Source organism: Microbacterium sp. EG9 (genome assembly GCF_059759475.1).
In genome coordinates this window covers 2,351,687-2,369,567 of record NZ_CM186217.1, presented here as the reverse complement: position 1 = coordinate 2,369,567, position 17,881 = coordinate 2,351,687, and the positions used below count along the sequence as shown (strand labels likewise).

Annotated in this window: 12 protein-coding genes; 8 read left to right on the top strand and 4 right to left on the bottom strand. The window is 71.8% G+C overall.

The features are described from left to right. Positions 1-11: 11 nt before the first annotated feature. Positions 12-1,367 carry an aspartate--tRNA(Asn) ligase gene (gene aspS, locus AC6CQV_RS11165; protein ID WP_060961071.1) on the bottom strand — a complete coding sequence of 452 codons (1,356 nt, stop codon included), beginning with the start codon at positions 1,365-1,367 and terminating at the stop codon, positions 12-14. 253 nt (positions 1,368-1,620) lie between these two features. On the opposite strand from aspS, the gene AC6CQV_RS11160 reads away from it, so the two are divergent. From AC6CQV_RS11160 to ccsB, 6 genes are read left to right on the top strand one after another with little or no spacing between them, the layout of a single operon-like run. Next, the gene (locus tag AC6CQV_RS11160) at positions 1,621-2,277 is read left to right on the top strand and encodes a DedA family protein (RefSeq protein ID WP_060961072.1); all 657 of its coding nucleotides are present in this window, start codon (positions 1,621-1,623) and stop codon (positions 2,275-2,277) included. Between the two features lie 60 nt (positions 2,278-2,337). Further along, positions 2,338-2,967 carry a histidine phosphatase family protein gene (locus AC6CQV_RS11155; protein ID WP_205282329.1) on the top strand — a complete coding sequence of 210 codons (630 nt, stop codon included), beginning with the start codon at positions 2,338-2,340 and terminating at the stop codon, positions 2,965-2,967. Further along, the gene (locus AC6CQV_RS11150; protein WP_060961074.1) at positions 2,964-3,575 is read left to right on the top strand and encodes a TlpA family protein disulfide reductase; all 612 of its coding nucleotides are present in this window, start codon (positions 2,964-2,966) and stop codon (positions 3,573-3,575) included. Before AC6CQV_RS11155 ends, AC6CQV_RS11150 begins: the two co-directional genes overlap by 4 nt. Next, positions 3,572-4,321: a cytochrome c biogenesis CcdA family protein gene (locus AC6CQV_RS11145; RefSeq protein WP_082808075.1), complete on the top strand. Its 750-nt coding sequence runs from the start codon at positions 3,572-3,574 to the stop codon at positions 4,319-4,321. The genes AC6CQV_RS11150 and AC6CQV_RS11145 overlap by 4 nt, the downstream gene beginning before the upstream one ends. Continuing rightward, complete coding sequence (gene resB / locus AC6CQV_RS11140) at positions 4,302-6,056, top strand: cytochrome c biogenesis protein ResB (protein WP_498259500.1); 1,755 nt, start codon at positions 4,302-4,304, stop codon at positions 6,054-6,056. The genes AC6CQV_RS11145 and resB overlap by 20 nt, the downstream gene beginning before the upstream one ends. A gap of 5 nt (positions 6,057-6,061) precedes the next feature. After that, positions 6,062-7,132: a c-type cytochrome biogenesis protein CcsB gene (ccsB, locus tag AC6CQV_RS11135; protein ID WP_498259499.1), complete on the top strand. Its 1,071-nt coding sequence runs from the start codon at positions 6,062-6,064 to the stop codon at positions 7,130-7,132. A 46-nt stretch (positions 7,133-7,178) separates the two neighbouring features. Here the strand turns inward: ccsB and AC6CQV_RS11130 are convergent, their stop codons facing one another. Further along, complete coding sequence (locus tag AC6CQV_RS11130) at positions 7,179-9,152, bottom strand: YhgE/Pip family protein (RefSeq protein ID WP_061782291.1); 1,974 nt, start codon at positions 9,150-9,152, stop codon at positions 7,179-7,181. After that, positions 9,149-12,022 carry an MMPL family transporter gene (locus AC6CQV_RS11125; protein ID WP_498259498.1) on the bottom strand — a complete coding sequence of 958 codons (2,874 nt, stop codon included), beginning with the start codon at positions 12,020-12,022 and terminating at the stop codon, positions 9,149-9,151. The genes AC6CQV_RS11130 and AC6CQV_RS11125 overlap by 4 nt, the downstream gene beginning before the upstream one ends. Positions 12,023-12,192: 170 nt before the next feature. Here AC6CQV_RS11125 and AC6CQV_RS11120 point away from each other — a divergent pair, with 170 nt between their 5' ends. Further along, a complete protein-coding gene (locus tag AC6CQV_RS11120) occupies positions 12,193-12,861 on the top strand; it encodes a TetR/AcrR family transcriptional regulator (RefSeq protein WP_060958878.1) in 669 nt (222 codons plus the stop codon). Between the two features lie 37 nt (positions 12,862-12,898). On the opposite strand, the gene AC6CQV_RS11115 is transcribed toward AC6CQV_RS11120, so the two are convergent. Continuing rightward, positions 12,899-13,876 carry an o-succinylbenzoate synthase gene (locus tag AC6CQV_RS11115; RefSeq protein ID WP_498259497.1) on the bottom strand — a complete coding sequence of 326 codons (978 nt, stop codon included), beginning with the start codon at positions 13,874-13,876 and terminating at the stop codon, positions 12,899-12,901. Between the two features lie 88 nt (positions 13,877-13,964). Between AC6CQV_RS11115 and AC6CQV_RS11110 the strand changes: the two genes are divergently transcribed. Next, the gene (locus tag AC6CQV_RS11110; protein ID WP_498259496.1) at positions 13,965-17,702 is read left to right on the top strand and encodes a methionine synthase; all 3,738 of its coding nucleotides are present in this window, start codon (positions 13,965-13,967) and stop codon (positions 17,700-17,702) included. The last annotated feature ends 179 nt before the right edge of the window (positions 17,703-17,881 follow it).

The following is a 17,881-nucleotide window of genomic DNA, read 5'->3' as shown; positions in this document are numbered from 1 at the left end:
GAGGGGCCGGCTCAGGGCGCCAGGCGCGTGGGGCCGCGGAAGAGGAAGGTGACCTCGCGGATGGAGTCCTGTCCGAGCATGAGCATCAGCACGCGCGCGAGGCCCATGCCGAAGCCGCCGTGGGGTGGGATGCCGTAGCGGAAGAAGTCGAGGTAGTGCTCGAGGCCCTCCAGCGACAGGCCCTTCTCGAGCGCCTGCGCCTCCAGCACGTCGATGCGGTGCTCGCGCTGCGCGCCGGTGGTGATCTCGGTGCCCTGGAACAGCAGGTCGTAGCTGTTCGTCAGCCCGGTCTCGGGGTTTCGCATGTGGTAGAACGGGCGGATCTCGGGGTGGTAGTCGGTGATGAACACGAACTGGTGCCCGAAGGTCTCCCGCACATGCGCCGAGATCTGACGCTCGCCCTCGGGGTCGAGGTCGCCGTCGGTGCGGGGGATGTCGTAGCCGCGCGCCGCCACGATCTCGCGGGCCTCGGCCAGCGGGATGCGCGGGAAGGGGAGCGTCGGCACGACGACGTCGATGTCGAACAGCTCCTTGATCTCGTCGCCGTGCTTGTCCTTCACGGCCTGGAACGCGGCGGCCAGCAGCTCCTCCTGCATCGCGGCGACGTCCTCGTAGGAGTCGATCCAGCTGATCTCGGCGTCGATCGAGGTGAACTCGGTCGCGTGGCGGCTCGTGAAGCTCGGGTCGGCGCGGAACACGTCGCCGATCTCGAACACCTTGCCGAAGCCGGCGGCCTGCGCCATCTGCTTGAAGTGCTGCGGGCTCTGCGCGAGGTAGGCCGTCTGGTCGCCGAAGTACTCCAGGGCGAACAGCTCGGCGTTGCCCTCGGCGGGCGTGGACATGAGCTTGGGGGAGTGGATCTCGACGTAGTCGCGCTCGATCCAGTAGGTGCGCATCGCGTGCTCGAGCGTCGTCTGGATGCGGAAGACCAGGTTGTTGCGGCGCTGGCGCAGGTCGATGAAGCGCCAGTCCATGCGCTTGTCGAGGCCGCTGTCGGCGGCGATCGGCGTCTCGGGCAGGGCCGCGGCGGCGATCTCCAGGGTGGCGATCTTGATCTCGACGCCGCCGAGCTTGACCCGCTCGTCGTGCTTGAGCTGACCGGTGACCGTCAGGAAGGTGCCCGTCGACAGCTCCGAGATCAGCGCGGTGAGCGCGAGGGCCGCGGCATCCTGCTCGGCGCCCGTCGATTCGAGGAGAGCCGGGTCGGGACGCGTCGCGGGGTTCACGAGCTGGACGGCACCGGTCTCGTCGCGGAGGATGACGAACTGCACCTTCTTCTGGTCGCGGACGGTCTCCACCCATCCGGACACCGAGACGGTGCCGTCTTCGCGGGACTGCAGCTGGCTGACGAGGGTGCGTTCACTCACGAGGGATCAGTCTACGTGGAGCGGCGTTTCGACTCGCTGCGCTCGCTCAACGACCGGGGGTGTGCGGCGTTTCGACTCGCTGCGCTCGCTCGACGACCGGGGGTGTGCGGCGTTTCGACTCGCTGTGCTCGCTCAACGACCGGGGGTGGGGGCGGGCCCGGTCGTTGAGCGAGGCGCGCAGCGCCGAGTCGAAACGCCCCGCACCCGGCATCCGCCCAGGTTCTGGCCATCTGCGGTGGGTACCGTCGACGCCATGGCGATGGCATCCGACGGCTCGTGGCTCACCGCGCTCGTCGATGCGGTCGTCGGCCTCATGAACCTCATCGGTGCCCCCGGCGCGGGCATCGCGATCGCGCTCGAGAACCTCTTCCCGCCGCTGCCGAGCGAGGTCATCCTCCCGATGGCGGGACTGGCCGCGGCACGCGGATCGTTCACGCTCGTCGAGGCGCTGCTGTGGACGACCGCCGGCTCGGTCGCGGGCGCCTTCGCGCTCTACGGCCTCGGCGCGTGGCTCGGTATCGCCCGGCTGCGTGCGCTCGTACGACGGATGCCGCTGCTGAAGGTCGACGACGTCGACCGCACGGTCGCGTGGTTCGAGCGCCACGGCGGCAAGGCGGTGTTCTTCGGGCGCATGCTCCCGATCTTCCGGAGCCTCATCTCGATCCCCGCGGGCGTGACACGGATGCCGCTGTGGCGCTTCGGACTGCTGACCCTCGCCGGATCGTTCCTCTGGAACGCCGTGTTCGTGCTGTCCGGCTATCTCCTGGGCGACCAGTGGCACGTCGTCGAGGAGTACGCCGGGGTGCTGCAGTACGCCGTCATCGGCGTCGCCGCCGCGGCCCTCGTCTGGTTCACGGTGAACCGCGTGCGCCAGCTGCGCGGACGGACCGCGGATCGCGATCCCGCCTGAGCGCCGCCGCGGGCTCCGTTCCCAGCCCGGCCACAGATGAGGCCCGCGTAGACTGAAGGTGTGCCCGCCGATCGCCTCCACCTCGTGCGCCATGGCGAGGTCCACAACCCGGGCCGCGTGCTGTACGGTCGCCTCCCGAACTTCCGGTTGAGCGCCGACGGGCGCGAGATGGCGCGCAGCGCCGCCGCGCACCTGTCCGCTCTCGGTCGTCCCGTCACGGCGCTGTACGCCTCGCCGCTGCAGCGCACGCGCGAGTCCGCCGAGCCGATCGCGGAGCTGTTCGACCTCGATCCGATCATCGACGAGCGCGTCATCGAGCCGACCAACGTCTTCGAGGGCAAGCGCATGAAGCGCGCCGTGCTGAACCCGCTCAACTGGCGTCACCTCGCCCGCCCCGCCGTGCCCAGCTGGGGTGAGCCCTACGCCGAGGTCGTCGCCCGCATGGATGCCGCGATGACGGAGGCGTGGAACGACGCCGACGGCGGCGATGTCGTCATCGTGTCGCACCAGCTGCCGATCTGGGTGACGCACCTCGCCGTGGCCGGCGAGCCGCTCCGTCACGATCCGCGCAAGCGCCGCTGTGCGCTGTCCAGCGTGACGAGCTTCGAGCGCGACGGCTCCGGCTGGCGCGAGGTGGCCTACGCCGAGCCGGCGTCGACATCGCGGGCCGTGGACGTGGGGGCGGTATGAGGCGCTCGACGACCGCGAAGCTCGCGGCATCCCTGGTCGCCCTGGCGCTCGCCGTCGGTCTCGCGGGGTGCAGCGGAGCGAACGACGACCTGGCCAACCAGTACAAGCAGGGCGACGGCAAGGGGTACATCTCCGGTGACGGCAGCGTGCAGGAGATCGCGCCGGAGGACCGCACGTCCGCCGTCGCGTTCACCGGGACGGCCGTCGACGGCTCCACCGTCACCAGCGCCGACTACGCGGGCAGGGTCCTCGTGCTGAACTTCTGGTACGCCGGCTGCGGTCCGTGCCGGGCCGAGGCGCCCACCCTCGAGAACACCTTCCAGTCGGTCGAGCCCGCCGGCGCGGCCTTCCTGGGCGTCAACATCTACGACGGGCCGGAGGCGGCGACCGCGTTCGAGCAGACGTACGGCATCAGCTACCCGTCGCTGCTCGCGAAGGACGACGCCGACCTCAAGCTCGCCTTCGCCTCGTGGACGCCGCTGCAGTCGGTGCCCATCACGCTGGTGCTCGACAAGCAGGGCCGCGTCGCTGCGCGCTTCGTCGGTCGCGTCGAGAGCGAGTCGATCCTCAAGACGATCGTCAACGACGCGCTGTCGGAGACCTCGTGACCGAGGTCGTCTTCAGCGGGGCGCTGTGGCTCGCGATCCCGATCGCCATGCTCGCCGGTCTCGTCTCCTTCCTCTCGCCCTGCGTGCTGCCGCTCGTCCCCGGCTACCTCGGCTTCCTCGGCGGGGCATCCGGCGCCGCCGCGGCGCGCGGGCGCACGGTGCGCGCCGGCCGCGGACGGCTGCTGATCGGCGTGCTCCTGTTCATCGCGGGCTTCACCGTCGTCTTCGTCGCGATGGGTGTGCTGGCGGGCACCGCCGGCCGCTTCTTCATCCAGTACGGAGAGCTGCTGACGCGCATCCTCGGCGTGGTCGTCATCGTCATGGGGCTCGTGTTCCTCGGGCTGTTCGGCTTCGCCCAGCGGACGCTCAAGCCGCAGGTGCGCAGCGGCCTCGGCCTCGCCGGCGCGCCGCTGCTGGGGGTCGCGATGGGCATCGGCTGGGCGCCCTGCATCGGCCCCACCTACGCCGCGATCCTCTCGATCTCGCTGACGCAGGCCGATCCGCTCCGGGCCGTGCTGCTGGCCGTCGCGTACTCGCTGGGCCTCGGCATCCCGTTCCTGCTGCTGGCCGTCGGGTTCGGCTGGGCCACGCGGTCGGTCGCGTTCCTGCGCCGCCACATCCGCACGGTCAACGTCATCGGCGGCCTGCTTCTGATCGTGCTCGGTCTGCTGATGGTGACCGGGCTCTGGACCGCGGCGATGTCGCAGCTGACGGGGGTGATCGGCGGTGTCGAACTCCCGCTCTGAGCGCGCGGGCAGCGATCCGCTGCGTCCGGACGACCACGCGGATGCCGAGGCGCCCGCCACCGGGATCGCCCAGCCGCGGCTGGGCGTGGTCGGCTGGCTGCGCTGGGGGTGGCGCCAGCTCACCAGCATGCGCACCGCGCTCGTGCTGCTGCTGCTGCTCGCGATCGCGGCGATCCCCGGCTCGATCGTGCCGCAGCGCTCCGCCGACCCCAACGGCGTGCTGCAGTACAAGACGGACAATCCCGACCTGTTCCCCGTCCTCGACACGCTGCAGCTGTTCGACGTCTACTCGTCGGTGTGGTTCTCGGCGATCTACATCCTGCTGTTCATCTCGCTGATCGGGTGCGTCATCCCGCGCACCAAGCACCACTTCAACGCGCTGCGCGCGCGTCCGCCCCGCACGCCGGTACGGCTCTCGCGCCTCGACGACCACGCGGAGATCGACCGTGTCGTGCCCGCGGGCGCGGACGCCGCGGCCTACGCCGAGGCCGCCGTCGAGCTCGCGCAGGCGCAGTTGCGCAAAGCGGGGTACCGCGTCGAGCGGTACGACACGCCCGCGGTGGGCAAGCGTCCTGCCACGGCATCCGTCTCGGCGGAGCGCGGCTACGCCCGCGAGACCGGCAACCTCGTCTTCCACGCCGCGCTCGTCGGCGTGCTGATCTCCGTGGGCGTCGGCGGCGGTCTCACCTACACGGGCCAGACCGTGATCGTCGAGGGCGACAGCTTCGTCAACTCCCTGGGCCTGGGCTACACCTCCTTCAACCCCGGACGCTTCGTCGACACGAACGCGCTCCCGCCCTACTCGCTGACCCTCGACAGCTTCGATGTCACGTACGTCCCGGTCGGCGAGGCCGGGCAGGGGCAGGCGGGCGACTTCGCGGCGAACCTGACCACGCGCGAGCCGGGGCACGATGCGCAGCAGCAGACCGTGCGCGTCAACCATCCGGTCGACATGGCGGGCGACCGCGTGTACCTCATGGGCAACGGCTACGCGCCGACCATCACGGTGCGAAACCCCGCGGGCGATGTCGTGCTGCGCGAAGACGTCGAGTTCCTGCCGCAGGGCGCCACCATGACCTCGCTGGGTGTCGTGAAGGTGCCCGACGGGCTCGCGCAGCAGGTGGGCCTGGTCGGTTTCTTCTATCCCACCGCGGCCAAGCTGCACACGGGGGCGCTCACCTCGGCCTACCCGGCCCTGGCCAATCCGGTGCTGACCCTCGACGTCTACACGGGCGACCTCGGCATCGACGACGGCACCCCGCGCAACGTCTACGCACTGGACGTCAGCGGCATGACGCAGCTCACGGGCCGCAGCATCGACGTCCCCTCCCTCGAGCTCGCGCCGGGGCAGACGGTGGATCTGCCCGACGGTCTGGGCACGATCACGTTCGAGGACGCCAAGGCCAGCGGGGCCGCCGAGCAGGTGAAGCGCTACGTCTCCCTCTCCATCCACCGCGACGTCGGTGCGCCGTGGGTGCTGGGCTTCGCGATCGTCGCCCTCGCCGGGCTGCTCGCCGCCCTGTTCGTCCCGCGTCGGCGCATGTGGGTGAAGGCGACCGCCGACGGCGACGTCGTGCACCTGGAGTACGCCGGCCTCGCGCGCGGCGAGGACCCCGCGATCGCGGCGGCCGTCGCCGACCTCGTGCGCGAGCACGGTGCCGCCATGGATGCCGCGGGAACCGCCGGCGCCGCGGCATCCGACCGGACCGCTGCGCAGACCGCCGACGTAGACTGATCGTCATGCCCGACGGCCTCTCCCTCGACGAAATCTCCCGGCTCCTGGTGTGGACCGCGGTCGCGATCTACGCGCTCGCGTTCATCGCCTACGCGATCGACCTCGGGCGCCGGTCCGACCTCGCCATCCAGCAGAAGGATGCCGCGCGAGAGCGGGTGCTCGTCGGTGCCGCCGCGGGGGTGTCGGCCACGGCATCCACGTCGCTCGCGAGCCCGCTCGACGAGATGCGGGCGCAGCAGCAGGCGGCCAAGGCGGAGCTGGAGGCGCCGCTCGCCCGCCGCACGCGTTACCTGTGGGCGCGCATCGGCACGTCGCTGACGGTGCTCGGCTTCCTGTTCCACGTCGCGGGCGACGTGCTGCGGGGCATCGCCGCCAGCCGGGTGCCCTGGTCGAACATGTACGAGTTCGCGCTCACCGGGACGATGCTGATCATGGCCGTCTACCTGGTCGTGCTGTTCAAGTACGACCTGCGCTTCCTCGGCACCTTCATCACCGGCCTCGTCGTCGTGCTGCTGGGCGGTACGGTCCTCTGGTTCTACACCGCGGTCGTGCCGCTGTCCGATCCGCTGAAGAGCGTGTGGCTCGTCATCCACGTCTTCGTCGCGTCGCTGTCGACGGCCCTGTTCGCCCTCGCGTTCGCCCTCTCGGTGCTGCAGCTCATGCAGGCCCGCCGCGAGCGCCTCGCCATCGCCGCCATCGCCGCCGCGGGAGAGGAGAGCACGGCGCGCCGCCGCGGTCCGCGCTTCCTGCGGACGCTGCCGTCGGCCGACGTGCTCGAATCGCTCGCGTACCGCTTCACGATCATCGGCTTCATCTTCTGGACCTTCACCCTCATCGCCGGCTCCATCTGGGCCAACGACGCGTGGGGCCGTTACTGGGGCTTCGACACGAAGGAAGTCTGGACGTTCGTCATCTGGGTGCTCTACGCGGGCTACATCCACGCGCGCGCGACCCGCGGGTGGCGCGGCACGCGCTCGGCCTGGCTGTCGATCATCGGCTTCGCGGCGGTCATGTTCAACTTCACGATCGTCAACATGTTCTTCAAGGGCCTGCACGTCTACAGCGGCCTGAACTGACCCGCGGTCGGCGGTATCCCGCTGCCGCGCGGGCCGTCCGCGGCGGTCAGGCCAGGGCGGGGGATGCCGCGAGCAGCGCGCGGGCGCTCGCCGTGCGGCGCCGCGTCACGGCGATGGTGCTCGCGATGAACGCCAGCACCGCCCACGCGATCATGGCCGTCAGCCCGGCCGCCGCTCCGCCGGCCGACGTGGTCGCCGCGAGCAGCGCGGTGTAGGCGGGCGAGGTGGGCATGACGCCGGCGATCGAGGCGAGGATGCCCGGGATCGTCGACACGATCCCGGTCGCCACCGCGAGCACGCCCACGAGCGTCGAGATCCACCGGCCGGCGCCTCCGAACACCGCGACCAGCGCCTGGTTGACGGCGGCGAACGAGATGCCGGCGACGACGGCGAGACCCGCGAAGGCGAACCAGGTGCCCGCGTCGTAGTTCGCCGCGATCTGGGCGACACCGGCGACCAGCAGGCCCTGTGCCGCGCCGATGGCGGCGGCCGGAGCGAGGCTGCGCAACGCCAGCAGCACCGACGGACGGCGCGAGCTGAGCGCGTGGCGCGGCACCGCCTGGAGCGCGATGAACGAGCCCAGACCGCCGAACCAGAGCGCGAGCATCGCCAACAGCGGGATCGCCGACGCGCCGAAGAGGTTCGTGCCGATGCCGTCCGCGCTCACGGGGTTCGCCACCACCTCGGCGGTGGCGTCGGCCTGCTGCTGCGAGTACGTCGGGATCTGCGAGACGGCCGAGTCCAGGCCCTGCGCCAGCGAGCTGGAGCCCGAGGCGAGCTGGGTCACGCCGGTGCTGAGCTGGGTCGCGCCGTCGGCGAGCTGCGTGGCCCCGTCCGCCAGCTGGGAGGCACCCGTCGACAGTCCGGTCGCGCCGGTGGCCGCCTGGTCGATGCCGTCGGCGAGCTGGCCGAGACCGGACTGCAGCCCCTGGGCTCCACCGGTCAGCTGGGCGATTCCCGCGGCCGTCTCGGGCAGCGCCTGGTCCTTCAGACCGTTCGCGTATCCCGCGGCGTACCCGGCGTTCGTGGCGGACGCCTTCACGCCGTCGGCCATCGATCCCAGAGCGACGCAGACCGCACCCTGTTCGGGCGTCGTCGGCGTCGCGGGCGGAACGCAGTTGTTGTCGGCGAGGAGCTTCTGGTACTGCGTCGCCAGGCTCTGCGTCGAGGCCGCCGCCGCCGACGCGTACTGCGCCGTCGTCGACACCGTGCCGCCGAGCGTGTTCGGCTGCGTCGAGGTGACCTGCGCCGACAGCTGGTTCAGCCCGCCGGCGAGCTGTCCCGCTCCCGCGGACGAGTCGCGCGCACCGGTCGCGAGCGTCGCCAGCCCGCTCGACAGGTCGCTCGCGCCCGAGCCGAGCTGGCCCGCTCCGGAGGCGAGCGCCGTCGCCCCGTCCGGGAGCTGCGCGGCGCCCGTCGCCGCCTGCTGGGCGCCGCTGGCGAGCTGGTCGGCGCCGTCGGCGGCCTCACCGAGCTGGTCGTGAAGCGTCGTGAAGCCCATGAGCACGTTGGTGAGGTACTGCTGCGAGACGGCGCTGCCGAACACGGATGCCGCGGTCTGGGTGATCGTCGCCGTGATGGCGCCGTCGACCACGCGGCCGTCGGGGGCGGTCTGCACCTGGATGGTCGCCTTCTCCGGCGTCTTGCCGGGGGCGGTCGAGGTCGCGGCCGCCGAGAAGTTCTGCGGGATCGTGATCACGGCGTCGTAGGTGCCGTCGGCGAGACCGGAGGCGGCGTCGTCGGTGTTCGAGATCACCCAGTCGAGGTTGCTCGGCACGTCGGACGAGCCTTCCACGAGGCCGGCGGTCAGCTGCCGCCCGAGCGGTGCGGTCTGGCCGTTGATCGTGACGGGCTCGTCGTTGTTCACGATCGCCGCGCGGACGTTGCCGAGGCGCTCGGTCGGGTTGTAGAGCGCCGTGAGGAGGATGCCGCCGATCAGCACGGGCAGCAGGAGGACGCCGAGCACCGTGAGCCAGGTCACGGGGCGGCGGGAACGAGCGCGTTCGAGGGGGAGAGTCATGCGGAGATCACCTGCGTGGGAGAGTCGGCGGTACCGGTGGTGAGGGCCAGGGCGGTCACGCTCCGGCGATGAGCGTCGGCGAGCACGTCGAGGGCGGGGCCCTCGCGACGTGCCGACGCGATGAGGGTGAGCGGGCGGGCGTGTGCGCCGCCGCGGGAGATGCGCGCGGCGGCGCGCTCCTGGGCGTCGCGCAGCAGGGCTGCGGCCTGATCGCGGTCGGCGCCCGTGAGCGTGTCCAGGCCGTCGATGGCGACGATGGTCGTCCCGCCCGCGAGCGCTCGCCGCAGCTCCGTGAGCGGAGCGGCGGCGCCGTCGAGGAGGGCGACGCCCACGTGGGCGCGCACCCACGCCCCGCGGCCGGGCAGGAGGTGCCCGGCGACGCGCAGGCGCCCCTCGCTCGGGTCGACGCGGCCGGCGACGGCGAGGACGAAGGCGCGTCCGGCGCGCGGGTCGGCCGCCGTCGCCAGCAGGGTGCCGCCCTGCTCGAGACGGATCGTCGACGCGCGGAAGAGCATGACCTCGCCGACACCGGCCCCGCCGTCGACGCGGACCGTCAGGTCGTCGGCGGCCAGCGCGCCGTCGTAGCCGGGCTCCGGCCATGCGGTGAGCGCGAGCTCGCGCTCGACGGCCTCGCCCTCGATGTCGAAGTGCGGGAGCACACGGTCGAGCCATCGCGGCATCCACCAGGCCTTGTCGCCGAGGAGCGTCATGATGGCCGGGCCGAGCGTCATCCGCACGAGGAAGGCGTCGACGGCGATGCCGACGGCCAGTCCCAACGCGATCGGTTTGATCGAGGTGTCGCCCTCGGGGATGAACGCCGCGAAGACCGCGAACATGATGACGGCCGCCGCGGTGACGACGCGCGCCGAGGCCGTGAAGCCGCTGCGCACGGCGTCGACCGCCATGGCCCGGTCGGCGCGCCCGCCGCGGTCGCGGCGCGCGTGGACGAAGTCCTCGCGCATGCGCGAGACGAGGAAGACCTCGTAGTCCATCGCGAGGCCGAACAGCACACCCATGAGGATGATCGGCATGAAGCTGATCACCGGCCCGGTGCGCGTCACGTGCAGGGCGTCGGCGAGCCAGCCCCACTCGAACACCGCCGCGACGGCGCCGAACGCCGCGAGGATCGACAGCAGGTAGCCCAGCGTCGCCTTCAGCGGCACCCAGATCGAGCGGAACACGATCATCAGGAGCACGAACGACAGGCCCACGACGAACAGGCCGAACGGCAGCAGTGCGGCGCCGAGGCGATCGGAGATGTCGATCGCGATCGCGGTGAAACCGGTCACCTTCAGGTCGATGCCGTACTTCTGGAGCCACTCGTCGTGGTGGGCACGCAGCTCGCGGACGAGCTCGGCGGTCTGCGGCGCGTCGGGGGCGGTGGTCGGGACGATCTGCACCAGCCCCGTGTCCGCCGTCTCATTGGGGGTCGAGAGGGCCACGCGCTCGACGCCGGGGATCTTCTCGACATCCGCCTTGAGGTCGGCCATGAGCGTGAGCGGGTCGGTCGAGGTGACGATGGTGCCGGTGAGGATCAGCGGCCCGTTCGCGCCGGGGCCGAAGTGCTCCGCCGTCAGGTCGTACGCCTGGCGGGCCTCGCTGGATGTCGGCTGCATGCCGGCGTTGGGCAGGGCGAGCTGCAGGCTGGAGGCCGGGATCGCGATGACGCCGAGCGTCAGGATCACCGCGAGCGTGCTGACGACGGGATGGCGCGTCACGAGGGCGACCCACGGGTTCGTCTTCGTGACGGGCGCCGTACCGGCGGCATCCGCCTGCGCGCGCGCCGGGCGGCGACGGCGACCGACGCGGATGCCGCGACCCAGGACGCGGCTCCAGCCCACGACGCGGCCCTTCGCGAAGCCCAGCAGCGCCGGGGTGAGGGTGATCGCGACGACGACGGCCACCGCCACGGCGCCCGCGGCGGCCAGGCCCATCGTCGTGAGGAAGGGGATGCCGGCGAAGCCGAGGCCGACCAGCGCGATGAGCACCGTGATGCCCGCGAACATGACCGCCGAGCCGGCCGTCCCCGTCGCGCGGGCCGCGGACTCCTCGGGGTCGACACCGGCGCGCACCTGATCCTGATGTCGCGCCACGATGAACAGCGCGTAGTCGATGCCGACCGCGAGCCCCAGCATGATGGCGAGCATCGGCGTCGTCGAGGACACGGTCGCGAACGCCGTGGAGGCGAAGATCAGCACGACCGACAGGCCGACGCCGATGAGGGCGCTCACCAGCGGGAACCAGGCGACGGCGAGCGAGCGGAAGGTGACGATCAGCACGAACAGGGCGATGAGCACGCCGATGGCCTCGATGATCGACAGGGCGGGCAGCGAAGTGGAGAACAGGTCGCCGCCGACCACCACGGTCGATCCGGCCGGCAGGGCGGCGTCGAGCGAGGTGGACAGGTCTTCGAGCGTGGTCTTCGTCGCGGCCGGCACGTCGGTCGCGGTGCCCTGGAACTGCAGGCGGATGAGGGCGGCCTGACCGTCGCCGCTGACCATGCCGTCGACGTTCTCGCTGAACGGGTCGGTGACGGCGAGCACACCGTCGAGCGAGCCCAGCTCGGAGACCGCCGAGGCGATCTCGTCGGAGTACGGCTTCTCGTCGACGCGGTCGCCCGCCGCGGCGACGACGATGTACTGCGCGCTCGTCCCGCTCGCCTGGGGGAACGTGCGGTTGAGCAGCTCGAGGCCCTCCTGACCCTCGGTGCCGGGGATCGAGAAGGAGTTGTCGAAGCCCTTCACGGCGCCGGTCGCGACGCCGACGCCGACCGCGCCGCCCACCACGCCCAGCAGCAGGAGCCACGACACGAGGACCCGCCACGAGTGGCGGTAGGACCAGCGGCCCAGCGAGTAAAGCAGAGTGGACACAGGTGCTCCGGTTCAGACGATCGGGGTGGGGGCGGACAGGGATTCGATACACCGCTGTATCCGATACACAGATGTATCCTAAGAGCCGGGGTTCTCGCAATCCTGAGCACTCGATGTGAAACTGAGGGCCGGCGCCGAGCGCCGCATCCCGCCGACGAAGGGAGGACACCGTGACGGACATCGCCGAACGTGCCGACGGCAGTCGCCCGCCCAGCCAGCGCCGCGAGCAGACCCGGGCGCGCCTTCTCGACGCGGCGCACGACGTGTTCGCCGAGGTGGGCATGGATGCCGCGTCGGTCGAGGCGATCTGCGAGCGCGCGGGATTCACCCGCGGGGCGTTCTACTCGAACTTCGAGTCGAAGGACGAGCTCTTCCTCGCGCTCGTGACCCGCCTGTCCGACGCGAAGCTCGACGCGGTCGCCAGCCGGGTCCACCGCCTCTCGCCCGACGGTCCCGTCGACGTCTCCGAGCTCGTGGGCCAGCTGGGAGCGCCGTTCGGCGAGGGCATGGATCCGCAGCTCATGACGGAGATCCGCGTGCAGGCGCTTCGCGACCCGCGACTCGCCGAGGCCTTCCTCACCCTGCAGCGGCGCATGCTCGACCGCATCGAAGGATTCCTCGAGCACATCATCGCGACCTACGGGCTGACCCTGCGTCTGTCGGTGGCGGAGGCGGCGCGCATCCTCCTCGACGTCGCGAACGAGACCTGCACGACGGCGATGCTGCAGGGCATCGAGGACGACGGGGTCACCGCTGCGCTGCGCGGACGCCTCGACGCCCTGATCCCGGCGCTGGTCGCCGCCGGTGGGGAGCGGGCCTTCCGCTACGCCGACCGCTGACCGCCGCGGGGTCGACAGCCGACGCGATCCGCCGCGGTCACAGCAGCGCGGCGCACCGCTCCAGGCGGTCGAGCCACCACGCGCGCCGATCGGGCATCGCCGCGTGCCGGGCGAGCGCGGCGGCATCCGGGACGACCCGCCCCACGGGCAGCATCCCGCCGGAGGGACGCAGCGGCCGCGCCGTGACATCCGCCGCGAGCAGCGAGGCCGTGCCGAGGCCGCAGTCGTAGGGCAGATCGGGCAGGGCCGCGGCGAGGGTCGTGCCCATCGACAGGCCGATGCTCGTGTCGAGAGCGCTCGAGACGACCGCCGGAAGGCCCGCCTCCGCGACGATCGCCAGCGCCGCGGCGACTCCGCCGAGGGGCTGCGCCTTCACGACGAGCAGGTCGGCCGAGCCGGCGCGCGCGACGGCGAGCGGGTCGGACGCCTTGCGCACCGACTCGTCGGCGGCGATCGGGATGTCCCAGTCGGCGATGCGCGCGCGCAGCTGGGCGAGCTCCTCCACCTCGGTGCAGGGCTGTTCCAGGTACTCGAGGTCGAACTCGGCGAGCGCGTGCACGGCGTGCTCGGCCTCGTCGACGTTCCACCCGCCGTTGGCGTCGAGGCGCACCCGCCCCTCCGGGCCCATCGCGGCGCGCACGGCACGCACCCGCGCGACGTCGTCGGCGAGCGTCTGGCCGCGCTCGGCGACCTTCACCTTCGCGGTGCGGCACCCGTCGAAGCGGGCCAGCACCCCGGCCACCTCGTCGGCCCGGACGGCGGGGACGGTGGCGTTGACGCGGACGGTGTCGCGCCGCGGATCGGGCTGTCGGCGCCATCCGAAATCGATCGCCGCGGCGAGCCAGACGGCGGCCTCCGCGTCGTCGTACTCGAGAAACGGGGAGAACTCGGTCCAGCCCTCGGGGCCCTCCATCAGCACCGCCTCGCGGTGGTCGACGCCGCGGAAGCGGGTGACGAGGGGCAGCGACACCACGTGCGCCGTGGCGAGCAGCTCGCCGAGTGCGGGGACGGTCATGGCTCCATCCTGCCTCGGGAGGCCGCCGCCGCGGGGACCCCGCGTCGGGGCCCGCCGTCTGTGGCGGCGACGCCCGTAGAATCGGGCGGTGACCGCCTCCCTCGCCGCCGCCCGCTTCGCGCTCGACATCGACGGTGTGCCGCGCCCCGCCCGGGCGCAGGCGCTGCTGGACGCCCTCGCCGAGCGGGTCGTCATCGCCGACGGGGCGATGGGCACGATGCTGCAGCGTCACGACCTGCGGATCGACACCGACTTCGCCGGCCTCGAGGGCTGCAACGAGATCCTGAACGTGACGCGACCCGACGTGGTCGCCGACATCCACGACGCCTACTTCGCGGTCGGCGTGGACGCCGTGGAGACGAACACGTTCGGGGCGAACTGGTCGAACCTGTCGGATTACGGCATCGACGACCGCATCACGGAGCTCGCGGCCGCCGGGGCGCGGATCGCCCGCGAGCGTGCGGAGGCGGCGGAAGCGGTCGACGGGCGGATGCGCTGGGTGCTCGGCTCGATGGGGCCCGGCACGAAGCTGCCGAGCCTCGGCCACACCACCTATGCGCATCTGAAGGAGACGTTCGCCCTCCAGGCCGAGGGGCTCATTGACGGCGGAGCGGATGCGTTCCTGGTCGAGACGAGCCAAGACCTGCTGCAGACCAAGGCCGCGATCAACGGCTGCAAGCAGGCCATCGTCGCCCGCGGCATCCGGCTGCCGATCTTCGTCGAGGTCACCGTCGAGACGACCGGCACCATGCTGATGGGCTCGGAGATCGGGGCGGCGCTCACGGCGCTCGAGCCGCTGGGCGTCGACGCCATCGGCCTGAACTGCGCGACCGGTCCGGCCGAGATGAGCGAGCACCTGCGCCACCTGTCGAAGCACTCCTCCGTGACGATCGCCTGCATGCCCAACGCCGGGCTGCCGGTGTTGACCGCCGATGGTGCGCACTACCCGCTGACGCCCGCGGAGCTCGCCACGGCGCACGAGCAGTTCGTGCGCGAGTTCGGCCTGGGCCTCATCGGCGGATGCTGCGGCACGACGCCCGAGCACCTCGCCGCGGTGGTGGAGCGGGTGGGGTCCCTCCCGGTGACCTCCCGTCGGATCGTCGACGGTCTGCCGGGGGACGCGGCGACGGAGTACACCGCGCTGGCCTCGCGCTCGCGCACCACGCTTGTCGGCGCGGCGCCCCTCGCGGTCGACCGCGAGCCGGGCGTCGCCTCGCTGTATCAGCACGTGCCGTTCCGGCAGGATGCCAGCTACCTCGCGATCGGGGAGCGCACCAACGCCAACGGGTCGAAGGCGTTCCGCGAGGCGATGCTGGAGGGCCGGTGGGACGACTGCGTCGAGATCGCCCGCGGGCAGATCCGCGTCGGCGCGCACCTGCTCGACGTGTGCGTCGACTACGTCGGCCGCGACGGCGTCGACGACATCCGCGAGGTGGTGTCGCGGTTCGCCTCGGCATCCACTCTGCCCCTCGTCATCGACTCGACCGAGCCCGCCGTCATCCAGGCGGGGCTGGAGCTGATCGGCGGCCGCCCCGTCGTCAACTCCGTCAACTACGAGGACGGCGACGGCGCGGCATCCCGCTTCGGGCGCATCATGCCGCTCGTCAAGGAGCACGGCACCGCCGTCATCGCCCTCACGATCGACGAGCAGGGTCAGGCGCGCACCGCCGAGGACAAGCTGCGCATCGCGTCGCGGCTCGTCGACGAGCTCGTCGGGGCGTGGGGCATGCGGGTCGAGGACATCATCGTCGACTGCCTCACCTTCCCGATCGCGACGGGCCAGGAGGAGACCCGCCGCGACGCGATCGAGACCATCGAGGCGATCCGCGGGCTGGTCGCGAAATACCCGGGCATCAACACGACGCTCGGCGTCTCCAACGTCTCGTTCGGGCTCAACCCCGCCGCCCGGTCGGTGCTCAACTCCGTGTTCCTGCACGAGGCGACGCAGGCGGGGCTCACGAGCGGCATCATCGATGCCGCGAAGATCGTGCCCCTGGCATCCCTCCCCGACGAGCAGCGGAAGGTCGCGCTCGACCTCGTCTGGGACCGGCGCGAATGGGATGCCGACGGCACCCTCACCTACGACCCGCTGGCGACGATGCTCGACCTGTTCGCCGGGGTCGACACGGCGGCGCTCCGCGACCAGCGCGCCGCCGAGCTGGCGGCGCTGCCGGTCGGCCAACGCCTCGAGCGCCGGATCATCGACGGCGAGCTGAAGGGTCTCGAGGCCGACCTCGACCTGGCGCGCGCCGGCGATGCGGATGCCGCGCCGCTCAGCCCGCTGCAGATCATCAACGACCACCTGCTGGAGGGCATGAAGGTCGTCGGCGAGCGGTTCGGGTCGGGCCAGATGCAGCTGCCGTTCGTGCTGCAGTCCGCCGAGGTCATGAAGACCGCGGTCGCCCTGCTCGAGCCGCACATGGAGAAGACCGACGAGGCCGGCAAGGGCACGATCGTGCTCGCGACGGTGCGCGGCGACGTGCACGACATCGGCAAGAACCTCGTCGACATCATCCTCACCAACAACGGCTACACGGTGATCAACCTCGGCATCAAGCAGCCGATCGCCGACATCATCGCCGCCGCCGAGGAGCACGGCGCCGACGTCATCGGCATGAGCGGCCTGCTCGTCAAGTCGACGGTGGTGATGAAGGAGAACCTGCAGGAGCTCTCGGCGCGAGGGCTCGGCACGCGGTGGCCGGTGATCCTCGGCGGTGCGGCGCTGACGCGCGCGTACGTCGAACAGGATCTCGCGGAGCTCTTCGACGGCGAGGTCCGCTACGCCAAGGACGCGTTCGAGGGGCTCGCGCTCATGGAGCCGCTCGTGCGGATCGCGCGCGGCGAGGCTCCGGATGCCGTCGGCCTGCCGCCGCTGAAGAAGCGCATCCACGCCGCGGGGTCGCGCCTGACCCTCACCGAGCCCGAGGCCATGCCGGCCCGGTCGGACGTGGCATCCGACAACCCCGTGCCCGCGCCGCCGTTCTGGGGCACGCGCATCGTCCGCGGCATCGCGCTCGCCGACTACGCGGCCTTCCTCGACGAACGCGCGACGTTCATGGGGCAGTGGGGGCTCAAGCCCGGCCGCGGGGAGCACGGGCTGTCGTACGAGCAGCTGGTCGACACGGAGGGTCGTCCGCGGCTGCGGTACTGGCTCGACCGCATCCTCGCCGAGCGCATGCTCGACGCGTCGGTGGCCTACGGGTACTTCCCGGTCGTCTCCGAGGGCGATGACCTCGTCGTGCTGCACCACGGCGACGACCCGACCGGTCTGCTCGGGCCGGCCGGACTGCTGGCGCCGGACGGCGGCTCGGGCTGCGCCCTCGGCCGCGACCGGCTGCGCTTCCACTTCCCGCGGCAGCGGCGCGACCGCCACCTGAACCTCGCCGACTTCGTGCGCTCCCGCGCGTCGGGGCAGGTCGATGTGCTGCCCGTGCAGCTGGTCACGGCGGGGGCGGCCATCGACGCCGTCACCGCGAAGATGTTCGCCGAGGACCGCTACCGCGACTACTACGAGCTGAACGGGCTGGTCATGCAGCTCACCGAGGCGCTCGCCGAGTTCTGGCACGCGCGCATCCGCGCCGAGCTCGGCTTCGCCGGGGAAGACCCCGCCGACACCGCGGGACTGTTCAAGCTCGACTACCGCGGCGCGCGGTTCTCGCTCGGCTACCCGGCCTGCCCCGACATGGAGGACCGCCGCAAGGTCGTCGAGCTGCTGCGTCCCGAGCGCATGGGCGTCGAGCTGAGCGAGGAGCTGCAGCTGCATCCCGAGCAGTCGACCGACGCGTTCGTGTTCCACCACCCCGAGGCGAAGTACTTCTCGGTCTGAGCGGGTCGCGGCATCCGCGCGTGGGTCGGGTGCGGTGGGTGCGGGTTCCGGGTGTCTCGGCGCCGGGGCCGAACTGCAAGGGATGCCGGGCGACACGCCGTGGCCGGGCGAGGCGTGGCGGCGTGTCGCGGCTGCGAGCTTGCAGTCGGGGCGTGAGGAGGTGGAGGTGACGGTGGGGC

Bases quoted from the DNA above. Each gene is read 5' to 3' on its own strand.
- AC6CQV_RS11130 (WP_061782291.1), bottom strand. From the start codon at position 9,152: ATGACTCTCCCCCTCGAACGCGCTCGTTCCCGCCGCCCCGTGACCTGG.
- AC6CQV_RS11115 (WP_498259497.1), bottom strand. From the start codon at position 13,876: ATGACCGTCCCCGCACTCGGCGAGCTGCTCGCCACGGCGCACGTGGTG.
- AC6CQV_RS11150 (WP_060961074.1), top strand. From the start codon at position 2,964: ATGAGGCGCTCGACGACCGCGAAGCTCGCGGCATCCCTGGTCGCCCTG.
- ccsB (WP_498259499.1), top strand. From the start codon at position 6,062: ATGCCCGACGGCCTCTCCCTCGACGAAATCTCCCGGCTCCTGGTGTGG.
- AC6CQV_RS11160 (WP_060961072.1), top strand. From the start codon at position 1,621: ATGGCGATGGCATCCGACGGCTCGTGGCTCACCGCGCTCGTCGATGCG.